Genomic DNA, 21,216 nt, shown 5'->3' with positions numbered 1-21,216 from the left:
AGCGCCTCCCTTTCAAAGAAAGAGATATGGTGCATGAGTATAAAAGAATATGCAAGCTTTTAATATGGTGAAACCTTTTTGAACCTGACCGTTTTATGTTCATAGAGTCTTGCATCAGATAGCCCGATGAGTGCATCCTGATCATTGTGGTTTATCAACTCATCGTTGTTAGATATCCCATAACTGATATTTATTTTGAATCTCGTTAAGCCCCATTCAAAGGTATGCTTATCCAGTGCCTCTATCACCCTCTGCATGATGGCATGGGCCTCTTTGAGCCCTGTTTCAGGTAGAAGGATAGCAAATTCATCACCCCCGAAGCGGGTTACTATATCTGGCAGACGAAATGATTTTTTAAGTATGGAGGCATATTCTTTTAGGACATAATCGCCTGCCTGATGGCCCATCGTATCATTTATGCCTTTAAAATCGTCCATATCTGTGAGAATCAGAGAGACTGGCTTTTTATACCGGTCTGCCCTTGGGAGCTCCTTTTCAAGAAAATCAAATAGACCTTTGCGGTTATAGACTCCTGTAAGGCTGTCTGTTACAGATGCCTCTTTCAAATTGTAATACTCCTGAGCATTTTTGAGCGAAAGGGAGAGCATATTTCTTAGCGTTTGTTTCATGACAGGCTCTTCACTTTTGTTTGCTGCTTGTCCCCCGCTAAACATCATAAAACCAAGGGTTTCGTCTGAAAGACGAAGAGGGGTGATATCAATCTGTTCACATGAGGTAACCCCAGGTCTATTAATGGGGATATAGTCCAAGTCCATGCCGGTTTCAGGTATCTCCTGACTGTAGTCGGAATTTACTCTGTGAATGATATCAGAAATAAGCCTGCTATTCTCAGGACTGATTCCTGTGCCCGCATGCATGGCAAGTTTCCAGTGTGAACCCATCCTGTATAAAAGGCCAAAGAGGGTGTATTCCACTGCCCGCGGGAGCCCTGCATCTATCATTCTCTGTAAGATATTTGCCCAGCCCGCCTCATAGGATATCTCACTGCTTAAGATATTTATAAAGCTCAACTCCCGGTTTCTCTTCTTGAGTGATGCTGTTTCCTCTTCAAGCCTTATATTTAGTTCCTTAAGGCTGCCCATCATCCCAAGTATCTCTATGAAGGCGCGCCTGTTTTCAAGCCCCCCGATAATTGTTTCCTTCAGGCGATCAGCAAAAAACCTCTTCGGGATATAGGCATAGATACCCTGTTGCAGCATCATGTTAAGCTCCTCTGATGCAATATCCTGCCCATAAAAAATGATGCATGCCCTGGATTTTTTTTGCTGGAACCTGTAGAAAATATGGGCCTTTTCCCCTATCAGGTCATAATCCACAATGATCAGGGCAGGGCCATCTTCACTTAATGCCTTTTCTATCCCCATGTTAAGGGGGGCGCTGGTAATCTTATATTGATCTGTGCTGAGGAGCTCTTTAAGCGCCTCCTCATCCTTGCCTGTGTTACTTATCAATAAAATCTTTTCGCACATAATGTCCATATTTTATAAAAATAATGTATAATTATATGCAAATTATATGCCCTTAAGGTGAATATATTTTATGCTGCAAAAAAATTAATTGATGGGTAATCTTTTGACCCTATCGATTTACTGATGATCAGGGTATTTTTGGGAGATATTTTTCAATATGTCGTAGCATCTGAAGAAGGCAGCCACTATATCCGGGTCAAAGTGCCTGCCAGAGCATTTTTTGATTTCGTTAATTATTTCATACTCATCCCATGGTTTTTTATACACCCTTTGCGAGCAGAGTGCGTCATAAACGTCGGCAATTGCGACAATTCTGCCGAAGAGTGGGATATCCTTTCCCTTTTTTGCAGTGTGCCTTATATCCTCATTGGGAAATAGTTTATTATGTATCTCATTTATTTCATCACTTAAGCCAGGATACCCTGTGCCGTCCCATTTTTCATGGTGGTTCAGGGCCACCTCCATAGCGACTGAGTCAAAGTCCGACTGCCCGTCCTTAAAAAGCCCTGCGCCGAGCCATGTATGGGACTTAATTATTTCAAATTCATCAATGGTTAGCCTTGCAGGTTTTTTAAGAATTATATCGCTTATGGCAACCTTTCCCACATCATGGAGCATGGCGGCCATCCTTAACAGATCCCGGTTATGCTCTATCTCCTCCTCTGATACACCCGCTGCCCTTGCCCATGCCTCATATATTTCAACCGAATATGCGCCAACACGGTTGACATGCGCCCCTGTCTCTTTCGGGTCCCTCAGTTCTGCCATGCTTATCATCCTGAGCAGGGTATTCCTTGTGGCCTGTGCCCTCTCTATTGCAAGCCCTGCGTTTGATGCAAAATGAATCACAAGCGGCTGGTCTGAGTCTGGGAATGGTATTATATTCCCGCCAGAATCCATGCAATTGATCAGCTGCATAACACCAAGGGTATCGTTTCTCTGGTTGGTGATGGGCACGGTCAGTATGGACCTGCTCCTGTACCCGGAAAGCCTGTCAAACTCCGAATCAAAGTAATATGGCGCTGACTTGGGCAGGTTGTAAACGTCGGGGATTGAAATGGTTTTCCTGTTTTTTGCGACATAACCTGCAATCGATCCTGTATCCACAGGTATGGTGTATGTGTTGTAAATAAGCTTATCGCCAGGGGGGAGCTGTTTCTGTAGGGTATTGTTCTGTGAATGGCTGAACCTGAGCCTGTCACCCTCCTTCAGGTAAATGGAACCTGCATCTGCATCAAGAAAGAGCCTTACATTTGCAAGTATCCGCTCAAGTAGAATATCGAGGTCCTTTACCTGGTTAAGGTCAAGGCTTATGCGGTTTAAAAGCTCTAATTTTTGTTGTAAATCCATATTATGCAGGCCATATAAATACCGGGTGATATCTGCCCGGCCCGGTTAAAAGTCGCGGAATATTTTCCCCTTTTTCTTGAAGATGCCCCTGAAAAACCCGAAACTATTATCACATTATAATTTGGATTAAAACAATATATTAACCTTGACCTGTTCGATCCTCCTCTGGTAAAGATTTCCTATGAATATTCTGGACTATATCATACTTGTTCCCCTTTTATACTTTACCGTCAAGGGCATTGTAAGAGGGTTAATCAGGGAGGTGGCATCCCTTGCCGGTATCATCCTGGGCATATGGCTCGGCATGGTGTATCAGCAGGAACTATCAATGGTCTTAAGGGATTATCTGCCTGATAACAGGTTTATCCCGCTCATAAGTATTGCCCTGATATTCGTACTGTTTGTAATTCTCTGCAATCTGGCGGGATGGGGTATAAGGCTAATTTTCAAAAAGGCATCGCTCGGATGGTTTGACAGGCTCACGGGCGGGCTTTTTGCTGTGATAAAGACCATATTCCTTGCCTATGTGTTTATAATTATACTTACCTTTTATACACCTAAAAACGGCCCCATGATATCCGAATCCTTCCTTGCGCCATGGATTATCAGGTCATACCAGTCTATCACGGGCCTTGTATCACCGGATCATTATGATAAATGGAAAAAGAAGATAGTGGGGCAGGCTGACCGACTAAACAGCATCATAAAAGAAAAAGACAAAAATGACCGACCTGAAAAGTAGAGAAGAGCTGGCTGCATCGATTATTGAGCTGGTTGAGCTTACCGAAAAACTGAGGAGCCCTGAGGGCTGCCCCTGGGACAGGGAACAGACTTACGCAAGCGTGAAGATGTATCTGCTTGAGGAGTGTTATGAGGCCCTTGATGCAATCGAGAAAGAGGATTACAAAGAGATGTGCATCGAGCTTGGCGACCTCCTCTTTATGATCGTGTTTCTGGCCCAGCTGAGCCATGAAAAGGCCCTGTTCAGCATGACTGATATCATCAAAAACATTGTTAAAAAGATGAAATTCCGGCACCCCCATGTGTTTGGTGACATGGTTGTAGAGAATAGCGAAGAGGTTAAGCAGAACTGGCAGAAACTAAAGATGCAGGAAAAGGGAAATATAAATAAAACAGCATCCTCCATAGTTGAGGAGGTGCCCCTCTGTCTTCCTGCACTTTTAAGGGCACACAGGCTGAGTAAAAAGGCCTCAAAGAGCGGGTTTGACTGGAAAACAAAAGAGGATGTGTGGGAGAAGGTCAAAGAGGAGTTTAAAGAACTTTCAGATGCAATAAAAGATGGGGAGAGGAGCCGCGTCAGGGAAGAGACAGGTGATCTCTTTTTCAGCCTTGTTAATCTTGCACGGCACTGGGATTTCAACAGTGAAGAGCTGTTAAGGGATGCAAACAGCAAGTTTGTTGACCGGTTTAAAAGGATGGATCATGAACTTAATTCTTCCGGCATAAAGCTTGGCGAGGCATCCTTTGAAGATATGAACAGTGCCTGGGATAAGATAAAGAAAAAGACAGAGAGTGATTGATCCGCAATGGTAAAGACAGGAAAAAAGGGATTGCTCTTCCGGATCGTAAGGCTTTTTACACAGTTATTGTTCCTGCTCATTATGTTATCGCTCCTTGAGGTATATGCAATAAGGTTTATAAATCCTCCTGTTACTATACCGGTTATAACGATCCGGATACATAATATTTTTTCATCCAGAGATTTAGTTATACCAAAGGGCGAATGGAGATCAATGAAGGATATATCTCCAAACCTGGTCAGGGCAGTGATGGCAGGAGAGGATCAGAGGTTTATCTCCCACAGCGGTTTTGATTACCAGGAATTGAACAAGACTGTAAAGGATATTGTAAAGAGGAAAAGGGTGAGGGGGGCATCCACTATAACAATGCAGATGGCCCGCTCTGTTTTTTTATGGAAGGGCATGAATATCGTTAGAAAGCTACTTGAGGCATACTATACTGTGCTGATAGAGGCAGTAATGCCAAAGGTGAGGATCATGGAGCTGTACCTGAATTCCGTGGACTGGGGTACCGGGGTTATAGGCGCTGAGGCGGCCTCAAGGAAATATTTTCATAAGAGTGCATCCGAACTTACTGCTGAAGAGGCAGCACTTATGGCGGCCATATTGCCAAATCCCCATAGATGGTCGCCTGTAAGGCCAAGCAGTTATGTGCTGGCCCGTCAGAGGAGTATACTTAAAAGTATGAACAAGATGCATCTGTAACAGGCATGGGTTTAATGCTGATATTTTTTTAAAAAAAACAAGAATGGGAGTTGCATAATACAAATGACACATAAGTCTTTTCTCAAAAGGATAAAGTTTTATATCTATCTGGCCGTGCCGCTCATTTTATTAAAGGGCGCCTTTGTAGCAGGTTATGTGATGCCGTCAGACCAGCTGCTTGATTTCATGTGCAATAATTTCAAGCAGGTTCGTACCGTTTCAATAATACGTTCCACCCTTCAGACATCAGGCACAAATGAAAGGGTGTTCACGGAACAGATATGGCTTGAGTCTCCGGACAGGTTTTCTGTAAAGGCCCTTGACCGTATGGGTAACAGGGATCATGTTTTACCCGATCTTTTATATAGCCAGCTCTTTGTCACGAACAGCCGTGAAAGGATAGAGAGGCTGCTGCTTTCCATCGGGGTGGATATATCACAGACCACTTATACCAGGCTTAACGGGGTGATTTCGTTCATGATCGGAGGCATGGAAACTGACAGCCCCAGGCTTATTGTCGAAAAAGAGAGGTTCCTGCCGCTACTGATATCATACCTCATACCGGGTGAGGATGCACTTGTGACTGTAACATTCAGGGATTACCAGAAAACAGGATACGGATGGCACCCCTTTGAAATAATATACAAAAAGGGTGACTCACTCACAGAAAAATACACGGTACAGAGTATTGAGGCTAATATCCCGGTGAATACCCTGCCCATGAACAAGAACCCTGAATATCAGCTCCCTCAAAAGGCTGAACCTGAGAAGATTACTCCTGCGCCCTCTCCAAATAACTCTGAGACAGACACAGAACACCTTCAGGATGTCCTTAAGACCTATAAAGAGCAGTACCGGTAAGAGCCTGTTATGGCAGAAGCAAAGAAGCATACTGTAGGGGTGGCAATATGCGCCCCCCTTGAAGGTATCTTTACCTATTCGGTGCCTGATGGTTTTTTACCAGATATCGCTATCGGTAAAAGGGTGCTTGTGCCTGTGCGGAACAGGGAGGTCACAGGTTATATCGTTGAAACATTCAGGGGAAATACCCCAACCGATTATGAGCTGAAAGATATAAAGGATATCCTTGATCGCGCACCTCTGTTTGGCCCCAATCTTATCCCATTTTTCAGGTGGATATCAGAATATTACATGCACCCTTTAGGCATGGTTATACAATCAGCGCTGCCCGGTGGTCTTAATGCGCACCAGTTCAAGTCAGGGGTCATTACAGAAAAGGGTATTGAGGCGATTGATTCATATGACATTACCCCGGATCAGAGGAATCTGCTTGTCTGGGTCAGGGAGAACCCGGGGAAGCGCCTTCCCTCTCCCCTTTACAGGTTTTACCAGCTTGAAAACCGTGGGCTGATCACCATTGAACTACATCAGCAAAAGGAGAGGACAGGCCCGCTTAAGTGGACATATGTGAGGTGCAGGGATGATAAAAATATCAGGGATATCCTGAATGCAAGGGGTATCAGCTTAAAGGCGGATAATGAGGTCGCCTTTCTTGAGTGTATTACAGCAGAGGATGGCCTGCCTTTAAGGATACTTTGTGAAAAGTTTTCCAATGGTGGTTACCTTGTGGACAAGTGGGTAAAAAGGGGTGTGCTTGAAAAATATCAGAAAGAGGTAGCAAGGATAAACCATTCGGTTGAGGAGATAATCCGGAGCCCTCAGCCACTCCTGTCGGAGCAGCAGGGGAACTGTCTTTCCGCCATGAAAAGAGTTATGGATAAAGGGAAGTTTTCCACATTTCTTTTATATGGGGTAACAGGGAGCGGTAAGACAGAGGTCTATTATAATGCCATCTCTCATGCCATATCATTAAACAGGCAGGCGATCCTGCTTGTGCCGGAGATAGCGCTTACCATATTTACCGAGGGGCTGTTCCGTTCAAGGCTTGGCAACAGGGTCGCTATTTTTCACAGCGGGCTCTCTGATGGTGAGAGGTATGAACAGTGGATCATGATGGCAAAGGGTAAAATAGACCTTGTTATAGGTGCAAGGTCTGCCCTCTTTGCCCCGCTTAACAGGCTTGGCCTTATTATCGTTGATGAGGAGTATGACTCATCATACAAGCAGGAGGAGTCGCCAAGGTACCAGGCAAGGGATGCGGCTGTTGCAAGGGGAAAGATGGAGAATGCGGTTGTAGTGCTGGGTGCAGGCACGCCATCTGTACAGTCATATCACAACACGGAAAAAGGGCAGTATCACCTCCTTCAAATGCCTGAGAGGGTGGAACAGCGGCCTTTGCCCGATATACGAATAGTGGATATGAAGACCGTGCTTGAGACAGGGCATGCGGATAAAAAGACACTATTAAGCAAGGTATTAAAAAATGCCCTTAAAGAGAATTATGAGAGGGGAAAGCAGGCCATCCTCTTTTTAAATAGGAGGGGGTTCAGCAAGATATACCTCTGCCCCGCATGCGGTGAATCAGTTAAGTGCCCCAACTGTGACCTCACACTCACTTACCACCTGCATGCAAGGGAGCTCGTCTGCCACTACTGTGAATACAGGATAGCGCCTGATAACAGATGCCCTTTATGCAGGCATGAGGGGATGATCCCCTATGGGTTTGGCACGGAAAAGCTTGAACATGAACTTGCAGATGGCATCCCATATGCCAGGATAGCAAGGTTTGACCGTGACACCACCCGGAAAAAGGGGCAGATAGATAAGATTCTTAAGAGCTTCAGCAATAATGAACTGGATATACTCGTGGGCACCCAGATGGTGACAAAGGGGTATGATTTTCCGAATGTCACGCTGGTTGGTGTGGTCTCTGCTGATCTCTCCCTGGGCTTTCCTGACTTCAGGGCAGGGGAGCGCACCTTCCAGATAATCTCTCAGGTTGCTGGACGCGCTGGCCGTGGTGTTGACAGGGGTCAGGTTATTATACAGACCTTTAACCCCGGTCATTATGCGATAGAGGCAGCAAAGAATCATGACTACGCAACCTTTTACACCCGTGAAAAACAGATGAGGGAGATGCTGAAATATCCGCCATTCGGTTATCTTGCATGTATCAGGTTTTCAGGTAATGTAAATAATGACACAAAGGCCGGTGCGGAAAAGATCGCTCATGAGATGAAACATATCCTTGCTAACTGGCCAAGGGAGGGGAAAACCATTCAGGTCTTAGGCCCTGCGGAGGCGCCTCTCTCCAAGCTCAGGGGTAAGTACAGGTGGCAGATACTTTTAAAAAGCAAAAACAGTAATGTGCTCCACTACTTTCTTGAGCGGGTAAGGGATGCATCAACCCCCATGCTTAAAGGGAGCGGTGTAAGCATGATGATTGATATAGACCCCTACCAGATGCTTTAATTTTTATATCTTGATGTATCTATTCAGATGCTATTGCTTTTTGATAGGTGTCAATAAATTCGTTTGGGGACAGCACTTTGATCTCTTTACAATATTTTGCTGGGTAATGTTTTTTATTCCCTGTAATCAGATATTCAGAGTCTCCTTCAATAGCAACCTCAAGAAAAGGTGCATCATCAGGATCTGGCAGTTGTATTTTTAATGGTGAAGCTGAAACTACCTGACCGGTACTCTTTATAAATTCAACAAAAGCCGCAATCATTTCTTTATTAAACTGGAATTTGGGTCTGTTAAGGATTTCTCTGTATTCTGATAAGATTCTTGAATCATATTCTAAAACCAGTTTTCCGGTAGAAACCATACGAATGATTTCGCCACTGTTTCCAAAGGGTGAAAGAAGCCCTGAGACCAGAACATTTGTATCAAGGACGATTATCATTTTTTCCGCTTTGAACGTACTGCTTTTATCTCTTCATTGATTTGTTCCAGGGATATCTTGTCTGTCCCCCTGCGTACCGATTCATACTGCATTGAGTTAACAGCCTGAACTGCTCTCGTCTTCCTGAATGCAGACAAGACCTGTTCAAGGTTGTTTTCATTTACCGACGATAGAATGGCAATCGGTTTTCCATTATTTGTGATAATCATCTCTTTTTGTTCAGAGAGATCAATCCATACCTGAGAAGATTTGGATTTTAGTTCTCTTACACTCAATAACTTCATAATCATTACACCTCCAATTGAGACTCAATTGTATACCATTTCATGTCTCAATTCAACCTGCTTTTTCTGCTTTTACATCAATAGGGGTTTGATATTTTAAGAGGTTGGAAAATCAAGGAAAAAGATCGAGATTCAACATTCAAGATTTGAAATTCAGGGTATAAAATTAAATACCCAGAAGACATGAGTGTCGCTAGTTTATGATCGCCCCTCTCTATGCCCTTGTTCAGCCATCTTTTTTCTTTTGATAATTGCAGTTAAACCTCTGAGAGCCTCGTTAACTGATTCATTGTCGGGAAAATATTCTGCTACATCAGGGTCAATAACCACAACATTGGTACCCTCCGCATATTGTTTCGCATATTTCCCTCTGATTCCACCGGTAAAGTCATATTCTTCCAGCATATCTGGGTCATTCTTCATTTTCTTCATATCTTAACCTTTCTTTTTTTGTTGCCAGCCTGGCACTGATAATACGTACTCTCGCCCATCTTATAGTATGAACGATAACTAAAAGCCTCCCTTGAATGGATTGCCCAATGAGCACAAAACGCTCTTCATATTCGGAATGCAAGGGATCTTCAATTGTCTGTGACAACGGGTCACTAAACGCCGTACTCGCCTCGTCAAAAGAAACACCATGAGTTTTTATGTTCCTCCATGCCTTTTTCGGATCCCATTCAAACAGTAATCCCATAATGCGTCAAGTTTCTCCTTTAGTAAAGCAGGACGAAGGTAATAAGTAAATTACTGCTTAAAAGTAAACAAAATCTTAATGTTTGCGTTAAACATTATATAATTGGGAAAGATAATGTTTCAACTTAAATAACTGATTCAACATTCAAGGCTTAAAAATTATTTTTCACCCATTAGACTGTTTGTCTTCTGCGCCTGAATAACAAACTCCTTTTATATTATTAGCTACCACACCGGTGATAAATCACCATAGGGGTGGATGGTCTGGATTGTCCCGTCCTCATTGTAGCGCAGTTCACTTACCTTGATGGAGCGCAGGTGAGTTTTACCACCTGACACTGTGCAGTCATGATAGAAGAGATACCATTTTTTATTAAACTCTATGATGGAATGATGGGTTGTCCAGCCGATAACCGGGGTGAGTATTTTCCCTTCATAGGTAAACGGTCCATAGGGGTTATCACCTGTGGCATAACAGAGAAAGTGGGTGTTGCCCGTTGAATATGAGTAATAGTAGATACCATTATGTTTATGCATCCATGATGCCTCAAAGAACCTGCGGTCTTCGTCACTCGCAAGCAGCGGGTTACCGGCTTTGTCAACTATCCTGACCGGCCTTGGTGTTTCATTAAACCCCAGCATGTTGTCACTTAGCTTTGCAACAAACGATGGTATGGCAGGCTCATCAGCATTTGGAAACGGCCCTGTTGGGTCATACTTACCTTTGTACCAGCGCTGGAGCTGGCCGCCCCAGATGCCGCCGAAATACATGTAATGCGTACCATCACTGTCCTTAAACACGCACGGGTCAATACTGAAACTCCCTTTTATCGGTTCTGCTTCAGGTATGAACGGGCCTACGGGGTTATCACTCACAGCAACGCCAATTCGGAAGATATCCTCCTTATCCTTTAGAGGAAAATATAAAAAATATCTGCCGTTCTTATACGCAGCATCAGAGTCCCAGAGCTGGCGACCGGCCCAGGGGATATCCTTAACAGCCAGGGCAACCCCGTGATCAGTAACCTTGCCATCTATGCTATCCATAGAGAGTACATGGTAATCCCGCATGTCAAAATGGTCACCATTATCATTCTCAGGTATCCCGGCATCAATATCGTGCGATGGGTATATGTATATCCTCCCGTTCCACACATGCGCAGCCGGATCAGCGGTATAAATATGCTCTACGAGTGGCCTTGATATAGCGTTACTTACCAGGGCTTCGAATGGGGTGATTGAGAGATGGGATTGAGATTCCATATTTTTCCAATTAAAAAATGTTATAGGCTGAGGCCTATCTTTAGGGCCTCAGCTATAAAAAGGCAAGAAATAAATTTAGAACAGATTATTTTGCTTCTTTGAAATTGTCACATACCCCGTCCCCATCTTTATCCACATAATTGGGACCATGTGCGGATGCGGTGCCAGGGCCGTTTTTTGCCCTCATCCGGTGACCTTTATGATATCCTTTTCCGGTTCCCTGCTGGCCGATTTTGTCACATTTACCATCTCCGTCCTTGTCCACATAATTCATTCCCCTGCCTGCCTGTCCACCATTTCCCCTGCCATATCCTCTTCCCCCTCCCTGGGCATAGGAATATGTGCCAATGGCCAGAAGAGATAGGGAAAGCAGTGCTATTGTCAGTATACGTTTCATAATATATCTCCTTTGTAAAAGGTTAACTGTTATATCTTTACGATAATAGCCTGAATTAATACATGCATGTCATAATCAGCGTTTAACAGGTAATACGAAACGTACTTCAATTTTCTTTCATTTTTTTATTAATAAAATTAATTGTGCCTGTCTTTTGCACCCCGGTTTTTCCTGCCATGCCACGGGCGCACTTCATCTGCCCTGAAGCTGTTCGGGCCGATCCTGGTGCCGATCAATTTTATCTCAAGACCTGTGGATGGGGTTAATCTGCCACGCCATACGGCTCCTTCAGCATTGATATGCCATTCGTTGCCATCCAGATCATTCAGGAGGAATGATCCACTTTTTGTGATATCTGAAATCCTCCCGGCCAAAAGACCTTTATCCGGTGACATCCAGACCATCCGGCTATGGAAGGAAACACCATGATAAAAAGGCAGCTTCTCTTCAAAAACCGTTTCCATACGTTCAGTTATACCTGCCGAGTATGTTCCCATACCCCCTGCAACAGAAATCAAAAGGCTTAAAATAATAATTGTTATGGCCCGAAAGCGATAACCGCCTTGTGTCTGCCTGAAATAATAATAGGCAATAAAAGAAAAAAATATCATAAAGATGCCCCAGAAATATGGGGTGTATATCAGCAAAAATTCCAGCAAATTACCTTTGAAATGGTGGAACAGATCCCACTCCGCATTTTTAACCCGGAAAATAACTGTGCTACACGCAATGCTCCCTAGGATAATTGAGAAGCAGAAGAGTATCCAGACTGTAGAGCGCCTTAAAATAAAATACCTTTTTGGGCGGGGTACAATGCCCTCCTCCTTTATTTTATCAAGTACTTCCCTGCTGATATCCCTCATAATTCTGTTATTTCCTCTCTAATTGGTATTGTTCGGCAAGCTTTTTAAACTTTTCTTTGGCCCGGTTTAACAGGGTCGCCACACTGCCTGAAGGTTTTTGAATGATATCGCTTATCTCTTCATAGCTTAACTCCTCCAGATAACGCAGCACCAAAACATCACGATATTTCGGGGCCAGTTTCTCAAGGACTTTTTTTACTTCTACACCCATTTCTCTCACCAGGTAATCAGATTCCATATTAAAGGTATCGGTCAGGAAATTAACAAGTAAACGTGAATCGTTAACTGCGTCATCAATGTTGAGTGAAGAACGGTATCTCCTGTTTTTACGGTATTGGCTGATGACCTCATTATGGGCAATCCGGTACAACCATGTTGAAAATTTAAGGTTGATGTCAAACCCGTTGATGTTGCGATATACCTTTATAAAGATTTCCTGAAGTAAATCCTCTGCCTCTTCCCTGCTGGCCTGCATGATCCTGTTGATATAGCGGAGCAATGCAGGCTCATACCGTTTCATCAAGATATAAAATGCATTTTCATCATGAAGCGAGTATCTGACCAACTCTTCGTCTGTCATCTGGTTGTACAGGGTATGGAGTGGCATCTGAGACATAGTCAGTTATTTAAGGTCTCCTTCCTTTATTGCTATTAAATCAGGCAAAAATGGTCATCCTGTATATTAAAAAGGTGATGAAGTTTACCTCTTAATGAACAGCACTGACGAATACCCGACCACCCTGGTTTTATCACCCCCGGTCACATCACCTGAGTTGGCATGTTTTAACACCAGCGCCGTATCCGCCCCCATCTTCTTTGCAAACAGTATGGCAGTGCCCACACCCCCGCTCGCGCATATGGCGGTCTGTAGACCAGGCACACCTGGCTCTTTAATCTGTTTGTAAACATGCTTGAAAAAATTATCAATGTCCATTGATTGGATCGTGTCCAACGTATTATTATCTATTTTATTTGAACCCTCATATGTGGGGTAGTGTGACATGTCACTGCTTGCGAGCACAAATACCTTTTTATCCCCTGCGGCCTTTTTTATGGCATCGGCAAGTATTTTACAGTTTTGAGGTGAAGGGAACCCGAACATGATGGGTAATATTTTGCAATTTTTATTCATGGCCTGCAAAAAGGGGAGTTGTACCTCTATGGTGTGGTCATCTATGTGGATTGAGGTATCAGGCCTTATGCCTTTATTAAAACCCTCTAGCCTTTCCATCATCTCTCTATCAATCGGAATTTTTCCCAAAGGTGTTTCAAAATAATCCACAGGGCATGTGTAGGCCACAGCATCGCGATATGAGTCATGGCCTATTATAACAATCGTATCGAATTCAATATCTGAGATGTTCTTGAATGTAAGGGCGGCGATTTGCCCTGAGTAGACATACCCTGCATGGGGCGCCATTGCAGCATATATTGTTTCTGTGGAATCTGCTTTTGCGGCATTTTTAAGCAACCCCTCAACGGTTCTTTTCAGCTCTTCTCTATCCCCCGGATAAAAGGCACCTGCAACTGAGGCCGGTCTGGTTTTTGTGGTACTGTCTGATTTTATCATGGTTTCACCATAGGTATTTATTAAGGTCAGTGTTAAAAAAATAAAAGCGGTTATTAATGTATATGGTTTTTGTACCATTTTTTACCTCATATATTTTTAATATTAACTATTCCATATCCGGTGAAAAAATAGTATTTAGCAGTATAATTGAACAGGATAAATATTTAAAGCAATTGTTTTTAAATGGCCGCAGGATAGAACCCGTGCTAAGGATCGTGCGGCTTAATACAAAATTCAGATATCAGGAGACAAAATGAGATTTAAATTGATTGCGTTATGCGTAACCCTGCTAACCATATTTATGGCTTTTACCTTTTCCGGTTGTTCGAAAGACAACGAAAAGGCCGAAGTGAAGACGATAGATGCCCCGGATTTCACATTAACGGCAATGACAGGTGAGGATATTACACTTTCACAATACCGCGGCAAGGTGGTGCTCCTTGATTTCTGGGCAACATGGTGCGGCCCATGCATGCTCTCTATCCCGGAGCTTGTTCGCCTTCAGGAAAAATACAGGGATAAGGGGCTTGTCGTGCTTGGTGTTTCTGTGGATACCCTTTCACAGGCAGATGATGGGCAGATACTAAAGTTCATGAGGACATTCGGGATAAATTACCCTGTGATGAGGGATGATGGTACTGTAAGCGGTACATATTATGGTGATTCCCCTGCTGCAATACCCACCATGCATATTATCAACAGGGAAGGTAAGATCATTAAGACAATATCGGGATTTACCCAGGGTGAAGTCCCGAATATTGTTGAAACGCTTTTAAAATGATTATTGATGCTCATACCCATATCTTTCCTGCGATCTTCAGGGATAAAAGAAGCTCCTTCTTTGATGATGAGCCTTCATTTAAGATGCTTTACAGCCATAAGACATCAAAATTGGAGGGTGTCCAAAACCTGATTCAGGATATGGATGCAGATGGTGTGGATGTTGCTGTTGTGTTCGGTTTCCCGTGGAAGAACCCGGATAATTACAGGCGGCACAATGATTATATTATAGAGGCAGTCGCAGCAAACCCGGATAGACTGATCGGTTTAAGCTGCTTCGACCCTGTTTCATCTGAAGGTGCAAGGGAGGCGGAGAGGTGTTTCAAGTCAGGGCTTAAGGGCGTGGGTGAACTGGCAGTATATGACTCGCCCCTGACCGATGATATTATCTTAAGGATGAACGATGTTATGGCAGTATGCCGTGCTCATGATGCGCCTCTTCTCATGCATGTGAATGAACCGGTTGGGCATCACTATCCGGGCAAGCAGGCGATTACACTTAAACAGATAGAGAACCTCATCAATAGGTATCCTGATAATAAAATAATCCTGGCCCACTGGGGCGGGGGTATCTTCTTTTATGCCCTTCTGAAAAAAGAGCTAAAAGAGGCCCTCACTAATGTCTGGTTTGATACAGCCGCATCACCATTCCTTTATGACCCGGCAATCTACAAAACAGCAGGTTCAATTATCCGTTATGATAAAATCCTGTTCGGTTCCGACTATCCCCTGATTAAACCCGACAGGTATTTCCGGGAGATAGACACCGCGGGTATTGAACCTGAAGATATGGCAAAGCTAAAAGGTGATAATGCCTCTGGTCTGTTTCACCACAGAGGACACTGAGAAAAGATTTTTATTATATTATCAATAAATAATTTTTGTTTTTCTTAGCGCCTTTTGCGTCTTTGCAGTTCAATTTTAGTCTGTCACTTCAACCATACAAGGAAACGGAGAGCATGGAGAAATACTATAATAAAAAACCTTTCATTCTAGTTTATGTGAAGGCCATCTGGTAATAGGCTAATCAGTTTTTAACCTCTATTATTTATTAATGAAAACTTATTTATTGCCGATAAGGAGAATATCAAAAAAGAATCTGCCTGGGGAGGAGGATTCATTATGAACACAACAGGTTTAACAAATAACAACTATAATAAATATGGTTTTGACGGGTATTCTAGCGGCCAGTTCAACTATGTACAGGGACACTACGCTAAAACTGACAGCGCGGATATCACCATTGTCACAGATGACGGTGACAGGGTAACCATCTCATCTTCTAACAGCCTTGAAACGAGCTATGCCACGTACAGCGGCCTTTTACGATCAGGGTCAGCATTAATTAATGCAGAGGGTTATGAGTACACGAGTAAACTCAGCAGCAGCCTTTCACTTTCCATTACAGGTGATCTGGACAAAGAGGAGTATGAAGATGTTCTTGCGGCTGTTAAGACTATAGAATCCCTTATGGAAAAATCCTTTACAGGCAGTGTGGATGACCTTAATAAACTGGCAAAAGAGTTTGTTGGTCTTGATTCCCTTTCAAGCCTTGACGCAGCTATCAGTGTTGAAGAATCCATGAGTTATGAGCAGGTTCAGGCAGTTGTTTCAGAGGCTGTCGAGTCAAAAGGTGAAGGGCGTAAAGGCCGCAGTGAATGGGCAAAGATGGATCATGCCCTTGACACCATACTTAAATCAGCCAGAAAATCAGGGAAGTCTCATGACTCTGTACGCTCAATGATGAATGATTACCTTACCGGTCTTTTTGCTATGTTCTCTGAAAAGGCAGACAAAAATGAGGATGGCATAAAAGCCGGTCAGCAGATGAAAGATTCGATCATGAATCGACTTGATGAAAAGGCCGAGACCGAGGCCCAGGCCTGATATACATAGTGTCCATCCAGAAAGAGCCAAATCCTGGATGGGGTTTTCAGCTGTCAGCGATCAGCTGTCAGCTAACTCTTTGGTTTAAAAGTCTTTTGCTGAAGGCTGAATGCTGATGGCTGACCGCTAGAATTAAAAAACGACAGTTTCCGGATGGACACTAAATAAATTTTATCTTTTTTTTAGATGCTCCTGCCCCATAAAAAGGATCAGACTGCTATTTTCCTGTTCGTTTTTAGTCACTTCAGATGCAGTTTTTTAGTTTTGCATTCGAAACCTTAAATGAATTATTTTGCTTTTAAAATCATAAAATATATTTTTCTGTTAGAAAATTAATTATCTAAATTAAGATATAAAATGTTTAATTTGGTGATTTTAAGTTAAAAAGCAAGCGTATAAATGTAATACGTTTTTACATTTAACAATTGACAACAGGTATACCTGAAAGTATAATCCCTTTGTTTTATTTCTGCATGTAAAACTTTTAGCCAGTACCACATTGTAGTTTACTGGCAGATTGTATATCGGAAAAGGAGAGAAAATTATGAGATGGGGAATGGTTATAGACCTAGTTAAATGCACCAGATGCCATGCGTGCGTGGCAGCCTGCAGGATTGAACACTTCCTTCCTTTACATGTCACATGGCCGAGGCTTTTGGCCCTTGAGACCGATGTGGGTGGGAAACCTGAACTGACCACCTTTCCTGTAAGGTGTAATCAGTGCAAGGATGCCCCCTGTGTAAAGGTCTGCCCGACAGAGGCAACAACGCAGAGGGATGACGGGATAGTAGTGATAGACTCCAACAAGTGTATCGGCTGTCGGTATTGCGTTATTGCATGCCCCTACCAGAACCGTAATTTCCTGTCAAAGGACAAGGACCCGGGCTATTTCCCCGGTTACGAATTGACCGGTTTTGAAAAGAAGGGAAAGAAACTTTATCCGCATCAGGTGGGCACAACAGAAAAATGTAATTTCTGCGCAGAAAAGATCGATGCCGGAAGAGAAAAGGGCTTAATACCCGGAAAGGATCGTGATGCCACACCCGCCTGTGTGAATACCTGCCAGGCGCGCGCAATGACATTCGGCAACCTTGATGACCCGGACAGCAATGTCTCTGTGCTTATCAGGGAGCGCAAAGGTTTTACCCTTCAACCTGAATATGGCACAGAACCTTCGGTCTATTATGTGGATGGCAGGATCGGTGGCAAGGAGTCGAACAAGGCCCCTCTGCATGCACAGACAGGGAGTAACATGCAGCACCTCAGTTCAGTAGATGCAGACGCTAAAAAGCGTTTTGACGGTTTAGCTTAAGGATAATGGAGGGATATATGCGATATCAAACTTCTCGTCAATGGATGATAACCCATGAGTGGATGGTTAAACCCATGCAGCAGAAAGAGTGGATTGAAAAACAGGGGATCCTTGTGTGGCTTTCTGAGGTATTTTCTGCCCTTGGTACAGGTCTTTACCTGATTGCAATATTTGTTGATAGCTGGTGGGGCGCACTTGCAGGGTATCTTATTGTAATGCTTTTAAAGCTGCCTCTTCATCTTATTTATCTTGGCAAACCCTTGAGGTTCTGGAGGACAATGCCACCCTTTTCAGGGGCCTGGCGGACATCATGGATAGCAAGGGGCGTTGTATTTACTGTATTTTTCAGCATATTTGGTTTTCTGCAGCTTATAACATCATACATCCTTGGCTCTGACTTCCTTGCAAGCGGTCAGGCCCATAACATGGTATATGCTGCAGATATTATCCTCAAGATTATAGCAGGGTTCTTTGTAATACTTACCGGTATTTACTGCGGATTCATGATGAGCTGTTGTAAGAGTGTCCCATTCTGGAACACGGGCATCCTTCCCATCGTGATACTGAATGCAGGTATTGCTGACGGCCTTGCACTTGTTATGGGAATAGGGCTTTTAGCCGGAGGTGTTGGTGTGTATGGCCCTGAGTATTTCCATAACCTTGAATATGCCAGCCGGATCGTGCTCGGGGTAAATGCGGTGCTTCTTGGGACATATCTTATGAATGCATCATACCAGTCTTCAACTGCGGAATTGTCTGTCAGGGAGCTCCTTGTAGGGAGAGTGGCAGTTGTTTTCTGGCTTGGGATTGTTTTCTTCGGTATTGTCATGCCGCTTGCCATATCTTTTATAAGCATGTTTACTGGAGATATAACAACATTACTTCTTGTTATTGCAATTATAGGACACACGGCAGGCGCATTTGCGCTGAAATACTGTATCCTCAAGGTGGGAATATATAAACCCATATTGCCGAAGAGCATAGTTTTCTAAGGCTGGAAAGATAAAGGAGAATTAAATGGGCGAAAGAAAAATACATTATACAACCTGCATAAGCTGCCACGGCGGCTGCGGTGTAAAGGTAACAACCGAAGACGGTGCTATAGTGCACATTGAAGGTAACCCTGATTCACTCACAAGGGGCACCATGTGTGCAAAGGGCTTATCAGCCATTCAACATATTGATAACCCGTACCGTGTAAAATATCCTATTAAACGAACAGGTCCCAAGGGGTCAGGGCAGTGGCAGCGGATCTCATGGGATGAGGCCCTTGATACGATTGAAGAAAAGATGAAAGATGCCATAAAGAATTTCGGGGCTCATACCATTGCAATATCACAGGGCACCGGAAGAGGGTATAACCGGTATACCCACAGGCTTGCGAGATCAATAGGCACAGCAAATGTAATAACACCCGGTTATGTATGCCACAGCCCGAGGCTGGGGCTTTACGGGCTTGTCACAGGCTACGGCAGGCTCTACTGCGATTATCACGGCTGGGGTGGAGAGTTCCCCAAGACCCAGATCATGTGGGCAAAGCAGCTTGAGATATCCAGCGCAGACTCTGAGATGTGCAACTGGTTTATACAGTCCCTTGATTACTGTAAAAACCTTATCATTATAGACCCCAGGCAGACTGCCTATGCCTCAAGGGCCACGCTCCATCTTCAACCGAGGCCCGGCACAGACAGTGCCCTTGCCCTTGCCATGATGAATGTAATCATCAATGAAGGGCTCTGGGACAAGGAATTTGTTGAGAAGTGGACATTCGGCTTTGAGGAGCTAAAGGAGAGGGTCATGCCCATGACCCCGGAACGCGCCTCTGAGATTACATGGGTGCCAAAGGAAAAGATCATACAGGCAGCAAGGATGTTTGCCATTGATACACCCGGCTGTATCCAGGTGGGTAGCTCATTAGAGCGTCAGGCAAACTGCGGACACACGTTAAGGGCCATTACCTGCTTAATGGGGCTGTGCGGCAATATTGAACGCCCCGGCAGCATGATAAGCTGGGTGCTCCCGGAAACAGGCCTTATTGAGGATTTTTTTCTTGAACTTCCATTAACCGATGAGATGAAAAGCCATATCATAGGTATTGATAAATACAAGATGGGCGCTGCCAGAACATGTAACCCTGATACAATGGTAAAGGCCATCCTTTCAGGGGAGGCGCCAATCAAGGTATGGTTCAGTGTTGGTGGGCAGCAGATTGTCCATATGGCAAATACGACTGAGGTGGTAAAGGCCATAGAAAAGGTGGAGTTCATGGTGCACTGTGAACAGCTCATGGGGCCAATGGCCCAGGCCGCCGATATCGTACTTCCTTCGGCACACTGGCTTGAGATGGACGATGTCTATGATATGCACCCCAGGTTTATGATTGAGGCACATAATAAGGTTGTTGAGCCGCCCGGAGAGGCAAAATCCAATATATGGATATTCAATGAAATAGGTAAAAGGATTGCCCCTCAGCACTGGTTTAAGGACGTTGAGGAGTGCCTCTCATACCAGGTAAAGAAGGGCGAAAACATGGACTGGAAGAAGTTCAGTAAAAACCTGGTAAGCGGCTGCTGGGGCAAGGACCAGGTATATTATAAGTATAAAACCGATTACTGGAAAAAGGGGGGCGGGTTCCCCACTGCCACAGGCAAATTTGAGTTTGTATCAAAGAGGCTTGAGGAACTGGGCTATGATCCCCTCCCTCAATATCGTGAACCTGGTGAAAGCCCGATTTCAACCCCTGATCTTTACAAGGAATATCCTGTTATCATGACCAGCGGTTACAGGCAGCCGTTCTATTTCCTGGGCCAGTACAGGAATATCCCCTGGCTCAGGAGCTTTATGGAATATCCTACAGCCCAGATTCATCCCAATACAGCCAAAAAGTATGGGATAAAAGATGGTGACTGGATCTGGATAGAGTCCCCAAGGGGGAAGATCAGGCAGAAATGCCGTGTGTTCCCTGGCATACTTGAGGGTGTTCTTATGGCGACAGCCAATTGTTTTTACCCGGAAGAGTCGCCAACAACATATCACGGGGTTTTTATATCAAACCCGAATGTGTTAACAAGCAATGACCATCTTGACCCCATGTACGGTTCACCGGATCTCACCTGTCTACTCTGTAAAATCTACCCCTGTACAGAGGATGATCTACAGGAAAATGTATTTAAGACAGAAGAGTATGGCACTGTTCAGCAATTGGGTGGGGGGAGAACTGCCCTTACAGAAAAGGATTAGTCAAAGGTAAAAATACTGGTTCTTCTTTTTTAAGAACTCTGTTCCTGTTCGCCATATTTTCGAACA

The 21,216-nt window shown here is 44.0% G+C and carries 22 protein-coding genes; 11 read left to right on the top strand and 11 right to left on the bottom strand.

Annotated features, from left to right (window positions below):
• Positions 1–59: 59 nt before the first annotated feature.
• Together GX654_20885 and GX654_20880 are read right to left on the bottom strand one after the other, a co-directional pair.
• Positions 60–1,472 carry a diguanylate cyclase gene (locus GX654_20885; GenBank protein ID NLD39319.1) on the bottom strand — a complete coding sequence of 471 codons (1,413 nt, stop codon included), beginning with the start codon at positions 1,470–1,472 and terminating at the stop codon, positions 60–62.
• A gap of 135 nt (positions 1,473–1,607) precedes the next feature.
• Positions 1,608–2,840, bottom strand: a complete 1,233-nt coding sequence (locus tag GX654_20880; GenBank protein ID NLD39318.1) for an HD domain-containing protein — start codon at positions 2,838–2,840, stop codon at positions 1,608–1,610.
• Positions 2,841–3,021: 181 nt separating this feature from the next.
• On the opposite strand from GX654_20880, the gene GX654_20875 reads away from it, so the two are divergent.
• The 5 genes from GX654_20875 (at position 3,022) to priA (ending at position 8,419) form a co-directional block, all read left to right on the top strand.
• Positions 3,022–3,582 carry a CvpA family protein gene (locus GX654_20875; protein ID NLD39317.1) on the top strand — a complete coding sequence of 187 codons (561 nt, stop codon included), beginning with the start codon at positions 3,022–3,024 and terminating at the stop codon, positions 3,580–3,582.
• Positions 3,563–4,381, top strand: a complete 819-nt coding sequence (gene mazG, locus GX654_20870) for a nucleoside triphosphate pyrophosphohydrolase (protein ID NLD39316.1) — start codon at positions 3,563–3,565, stop codon at positions 4,379–4,381. The genes GX654_20875 and mazG overlap by 20 nt, the downstream gene beginning before the upstream one ends.
• Positions 4,382–4,387: 6 nt before the next feature.
• Complete coding sequence (mtgA, locus tag GX654_20865) at positions 4,388–5,086, top strand: monofunctional biosynthetic peptidoglycan transglycosylase (GenBank protein ID NLD39315.1); 699 nt, start codon at positions 4,388–4,390, stop codon at positions 5,084–5,086.
• Positions 5,087–5,149: 63 nt separating this feature from the next.
• Complete coding sequence (locus GX654_20860) at positions 5,150–5,947, top strand: hypothetical protein (GenBank protein ID NLD39314.1); 798 nt, start codon at positions 5,150–5,152, stop codon at positions 5,945–5,947.
• Between the two features lie 9 nt (positions 5,948–5,956).
• Entirely contained in the window at positions 5,957–8,419 is a 2,463-nt protein-coding gene (gene priA / locus GX654_20855; GenBank protein ID NLD39313.1) for a primosomal protein N', read from the top strand.
• Positions 8,420–8,438: 19 nt separating this feature from the next.
• Here the strand turns inward: priA and GX654_20850 are convergent, their stop codons facing one another.
• The 9 genes from GX654_20850 to amrB form a co-directional block, all read right to left on the bottom strand.
• Positions 8,439–8,858, bottom strand: a complete 420-nt coding sequence (locus GX654_20850) for a putative toxin-antitoxin system toxin component, PIN family (GenBank protein NLD39312.1) — start codon at positions 8,856–8,858, stop codon at positions 8,439–8,441.
• Positions 8,855–9,142, bottom strand: a complete 288-nt coding sequence (locus GX654_20845; GenBank protein NLD39311.1) for a type II toxin-antitoxin system Phd/YefM family antitoxin — start codon at positions 9,140–9,142, stop codon at positions 8,855–8,857. Before GX654_20845 ends, GX654_20850 begins: the two co-directional genes overlap by 4 nt.
• Before the next feature lie 198 nt (positions 9,143–9,340).
• Positions 9,341–9,574, bottom strand: a complete 234-nt coding sequence (locus tag GX654_20840) for a hypothetical protein (GenBank protein NLD39310.1) — start codon at positions 9,572–9,574, stop codon at positions 9,341–9,343.
• Positions 9,555–9,839, bottom strand: a complete 285-nt coding sequence (locus tag GX654_20835; protein ID NLD39309.1) for a BrnT family toxin — start codon at positions 9,837–9,839, stop codon at positions 9,555–9,557. The genes GX654_20840 and GX654_20835 overlap by 20 nt, the downstream gene beginning before the upstream one ends.
• 224 nt (positions 9,840–10,063) lie before the next feature.
• Complete coding sequence (locus GX654_20830) at positions 10,064–11,101, bottom strand: family 43 glycosylhydrolase (protein ID NLD39308.1); 1,038 nt, start codon at positions 11,099–11,101, stop codon at positions 10,064–10,066.
• Positions 11,102–11,186: 85 nt separating this feature from the next.
• Positions 11,187–11,498, bottom strand: a complete 312-nt coding sequence (locus GX654_20825; GenBank protein ID NLD39307.1) for a hypothetical protein — start codon at positions 11,496–11,498, stop codon at positions 11,187–11,189.
• A gap of 137 nt (positions 11,499–11,635) precedes the next feature.
• Positions 11,636–12,361 carry a hypothetical protein gene (locus GX654_20820; GenBank protein ID NLD39306.1) on the bottom strand — a complete coding sequence of 242 codons (726 nt, stop codon included), beginning with the start codon at positions 12,359–12,361 and terminating at the stop codon, positions 11,636–11,638.
• A 7-nt stretch (positions 12,362–12,368) separates the two neighbouring features.
• A complete protein-coding gene (locus tag GX654_20815) occupies positions 12,369–12,977 on the bottom strand; it encodes a sigma-70 family RNA polymerase sigma factor (GenBank protein NLD39305.1) in 609 nt (202 codons plus the stop codon).
• Positions 12,978–13,061: 84 nt separating this feature from the next.
• Positions 13,062–14,009, bottom strand: coding sequence for an AmmeMemoRadiSam system protein B (gene amrB, locus GX654_20810; protein NLD39304.1), 948 nt, complete (start codon positions 14,007–14,009; stop codon positions 13,062–13,064).
• A gap of 175 nt (positions 14,010–14,184) precedes the next feature.
• Between amrB and GX654_20805 the strand changes: the two genes are divergently transcribed.
• The 6 genes from GX654_20805 to GX654_20780 all read left to right on the top strand — a co-directional run bounded on the left by GX654_20805 (position 14,185) and on the right by GX654_20780 (position 21,150).
• Complete coding sequence (locus tag GX654_20805) at positions 14,185–14,712, top strand: TlpA family protein disulfide reductase (GenBank protein NLD39303.1); 528 nt, start codon at positions 14,185–14,187, stop codon at positions 14,710–14,712.
• Positions 14,709–15,557: an amidohydrolase gene (locus tag GX654_20800; GenBank protein ID NLD39302.1), complete on the top strand. Its 849-nt coding sequence runs from the start codon at positions 14,709–14,711 to the stop codon at positions 15,555–15,557. Before GX654_20805 ends, GX654_20800 begins: the two co-directional genes overlap by 4 nt.
• A 276-nt stretch (positions 15,558–15,833) precedes the next feature.
• Complete coding sequence (locus GX654_20795; GenBank protein NLD39301.1) at positions 15,834–16,598, top strand: hypothetical protein; 765 nt, start codon at positions 15,834–15,836, stop codon at positions 16,596–16,598.
• A 541-nt stretch (positions 16,599–17,139) separates the two neighbouring features.
• Positions 17,140–17,910 (top strand): 4Fe-4S dicluster domain-containing protein, encoded by a 771-nt coding sequence (locus GX654_20790; protein ID NLD39300.1) that lies wholly within the window; start codon positions 17,140–17,142, stop codon positions 17,908–17,910.
• Positions 17,911–17,927: 17 nt separating this feature from the next.
• Positions 17,928–18,902: a polysulfide reductase NrfD gene (nrfD, locus tag GX654_20785; protein NLD39299.1), complete on the top strand. Its 975-nt coding sequence runs from the start codon at positions 17,928–17,930 to the stop codon at positions 18,900–18,902.
• 25 nt (positions 18,903–18,927) lie between these two features.
• Entirely contained in the window at positions 18,928–21,150 is a 2,223-nt protein-coding gene (locus GX654_20780; GenBank protein ID NLD39298.1) for a molybdopterin-dependent oxidoreductase, read from the top strand.
• Positions 21,151–21,216: the final 66 nt, after the last annotated feature.

It is taken from the genome of Desulfatiglans sp., assembly GCA_012513605.1.
Lineage (GTDB): Bacteria > Desulfobacterota > DSM-4660 > Desulfatiglandales > HGW-15 > JAAZBV01.
The sequence above is the reverse complement of the archived record's forward strand: the minus strand, read 5'-3'. Positions and strand labels throughout refer to the sequence as shown.

What these genes read in the sequence shown, in the direction of transcription:
- GX654_20840 (NLD39310.1), bottom strand. Translation starts at nt 9,574, where the DNA reads ATGAAGAAAATGAAGAATGACCCAGATATGCTGGAAGAATATGACTTT.
- GX654_20820 (NLD39306.1), bottom strand. Translation starts at nt 12,361, where the DNA reads ATGAGGGATATCAGCAGGGAAGTACTTGATAAAATAAAGGAGGAGGGC.
- GX654_20805 (NLD39303.1), top strand. Translation starts at nt 14,185, where the DNA reads ATGAGATTTAAATTGATTGCGTTATGCGTAACCCTGCTAACCATATTT.
- GX654_20830 (NLD39308.1), bottom strand. Translation starts at nt 11,101, where the DNA reads ATGGAATCTCAATCCCATCTCTCAATCACCCCATTCGAAGCCCTGGTA.
- GX654_20815 (NLD39305.1), bottom strand. Translation starts at nt 12,977, where the DNA reads ATGTCTCAGATGCCACTCCATACCCTGTACAACCAGATGACAGACGAA.
- GX654_20850 (NLD39312.1), bottom strand. Translation starts at nt 8,858, where the DNA reads ATGATAATCGTCCTTGATACAAATGTTCTGGTCTCAGGGCTTCTTTCA.
- GX654_20845 (NLD39311.1), bottom strand. Translation starts at nt 9,142, where the DNA reads ATGAAGTTATTGAGTGTAAGAGAACTAAAATCCAAATCTTCTCAGGTA.
- GX654_20860 (NLD39314.1), top strand. Translation starts at nt 5,150, where the DNA reads ATGACACATAAGTCTTTTCTCAAAAGGATAAAGTTTTATATCTATCTG.
- GX654_20880 (NLD39318.1), bottom strand. Translation starts at nt 2,840, where the DNA reads ATGGATTTACAACAAAAATTAGAGCTTTTAAACCGCATAAGCCTTGAC.
- nrfD (NLD39299.1), top strand. Translation starts at nt 17,928, where the DNA reads ATGCGATATCAAACTTCTCGTCAATGGATGATAACCCATGAGTGGATG.
- priA (NLD39313.1), top strand. Translation starts at nt 5,957, where the DNA reads ATGGCAGAAGCAAAGAAGCATACTGTAGGGGTGGCAATATGCGCCCCC.
- GX654_20780 (NLD39298.1), top strand. Translation starts at nt 18,928, where the DNA reads ATGGGCGAAAGAAAAATACATTATACAACCTGCATAAGCTGCCACGGC.
- GX654_20835 (NLD39309.1), bottom strand. Translation starts at nt 9,839, where the DNA reads ATGGGATTACTGTTTGAATGGGATCCGAAAAAGGCATGGAGGAACATA.
- amrB (NLD39304.1), bottom strand. Translation starts at nt 14,009, where the DNA reads ATGGTACAAAAACCATATACATTAATAACCGCTTTTATTTTTTTAACA.
- mazG (NLD39316.1), top strand. Translation starts at nt 3,563, where the DNA reads ATGACCGACCTGAAAAGTAGAGAAGAGCTGGCTGCATCGATTATTGAG.
- GX654_20875 (NLD39317.1), top strand. Translation starts at nt 3,022, where the DNA reads ATGAATATTCTGGACTATATCATACTTGTTCCCCTTTTATACTTTACC.
- GX654_20795 (NLD39301.1), top strand. Translation starts at nt 15,834, where the DNA reads ATGAACACAACAGGTTTAACAAATAACAACTATAATAAATATGGTTTT.
- mtgA (NLD39315.1), top strand. Translation starts at nt 4,388, where the DNA reads ATGGTAAAGACAGGAAAAAAGGGATTGCTCTTCCGGATCGTAAGGCTT.
- GX654_20800 (NLD39302.1), top strand. Translation starts at nt 14,709, where the DNA reads ATGATTATTGATGCTCATACCCATATCTTTCCTGCGATCTTCAGGGAT.
- GX654_20825 (NLD39307.1), bottom strand. Translation starts at nt 11,498, where the DNA reads ATGAAACGTATACTGACAATAGCACTGCTTTCCCTATCTCTTCTGGCC.